The sequence below is a fragment of the Mesorhizobium sp. M2A.F.Ca.ET.039.01.1.1 genome (assembly GCF_003998035.1).
Classification (GTDB): Bacteria; Pseudomonadota; Alphaproteobacteria; order Rhizobiales; family Rhizobiaceae; genus Mesorhizobium.
This window is the reverse complement of the sequence record NZ_RZRY01001182.1, coordinates 1-1,252: the sequence shown is the minus strand read 5'-3', so window position 1 is coordinate 1,252 and position 1,252 is coordinate 1. Positions and strand designations below refer to the sequence as shown.

The 1,252-nt window shown below is 63.9% G+C and carries 2 protein-coding genes; one reads left to right on the top strand and one right to left on the bottom strand.

The genetic code is table 11. The annotated features are described in order from the left end of the window. The coding region (locus tag EOA24_RS38415) for a protein-disulfide reductase DsbD domain-containing protein (RefSeq protein WP_348633109.1) at window positions 1-364 on the bottom strand (364 nt) is incomplete at its 3' end. Between the two features lie 126 nt (window positions 365-490). Between EOA24_RS38415 and EOA24_RS38410 the strand changes: the two genes are divergently transcribed. Then, window positions 491-1,099, top strand: coding sequence for a YqgE/AlgH family protein (locus tag EOA24_RS38410; RefSeq protein ID WP_126062202.1), 609 nt, complete (start codon window positions 491-493; stop codon window positions 1,097-1,099). The last annotated feature ends 153 nt before the right edge of the window (window positions 1,100-1,252 follow it).

Here is a 1,252-nt window from a genome sequence, read left to right as displayed (position 1 = left end):
ACACCGTGAAGGTCACAGGCAGCGACACCGGACGATCATAGCCGGCCCATTTTCCGTAGCCGTCGTCATGCCGCTGCGGCGGCGGGAACGACAATTGCGCGTCGGCGATGTTGGTGCTGCCCGATATGTCGAGCTGCGGCGGCACGCCGGCATCGCCGGGATCCCGCCAATAGGTCTTCCAGCCCGGCTTCAGCGCGATGTCGAGCACGCCGCGGATCTTGCCGGCCTCGTCGGGCTTGCCGGTGGTCACCAGCCGGACCTTGCCGCCCTCCGAATTGTACCAGATCGAGGAAGAGGCCTCGGCCGGGAGGCCCGTAGCCCATCCGAAAACGATCCCGAGAACCAATATCTTCATGTATCGCATGGCGGTGATTTGACCGTCCGTTCTTGGCCGCGCAATGGCCTCGTCGCTCCTCCGGTATCATATTTGCGTGACATCGGGGACTGACACCATCTTTTCGGCGCAGCCGAAACGCGTTACGCTCAACCCATGGACTTGCTGCGCCACAAGAAGGCGGCCGCCGGACGCGGCTTCCTAGACGACCAGTTCCTGATTGCCATGCCCGGCATGAAGGACGACCGTTTCGCGCGCTCCGTCATCTATATCTGCGCCCACAGCGACGAGGGCGCGATGGGGCTGATCATCAACCAGACGCAGCAGATGCTGTTTCCGGATCTGCTGGTGCAGCTCGGCATCATGAACGAGCAGGAAGCGATCCGACTGCCGGCGCATACGCGCGATTTCGTCGTGCGCAATGGCGGGCCGGTCGACCGCAGCCGCGGCTTCGTGCTTCACTCCGGCGACTATCGCGTGGAATCCTCGCTCAACGTTTCCGACGATATCTGTTTGACCGCGACCGTCGACATCCTGCGCGCCATCTCCACTGGGCGCGGCCCCCGACATGCGCTGATGGCGCTCGGATATGCCGGCTGGGGCGCCGGCCAGCTCGAAACCGAGATCGCCGAGAATGGCTGGCTCACCTGTCCGGCGACGCAGGAGCTTCTGTTCGATGCCGATATCGAGCGCAAATACGACCGTATCCTGGCCTCGATCGGAATCGACCTCGCCCATCTGAGCGCCGCCGCCGGGCACGCGTGACGCTCGCGACGTCGGTCGGAACCGTTTGCATCGGATCATCGCAAACCTTCGAGGTTGGCCGAGCCGCCCGTTGTGGTCGTCATCCTAGGGCGGAGCAAGGAGGAAGCGACGCGCGCAGACCCTAGGATCCATGCCGTTACGCCGACCGTAGAG

Excerpts from the sequence above, each read along its gene's own strand:
- EOA24_RS38410 (WP_126062202.1), top strand. The coding sequence starts at position 491 with ATGGACTTGCTGCGCCACAAGAAGGCGGCCGCCGGACGCGGCTTCCTA.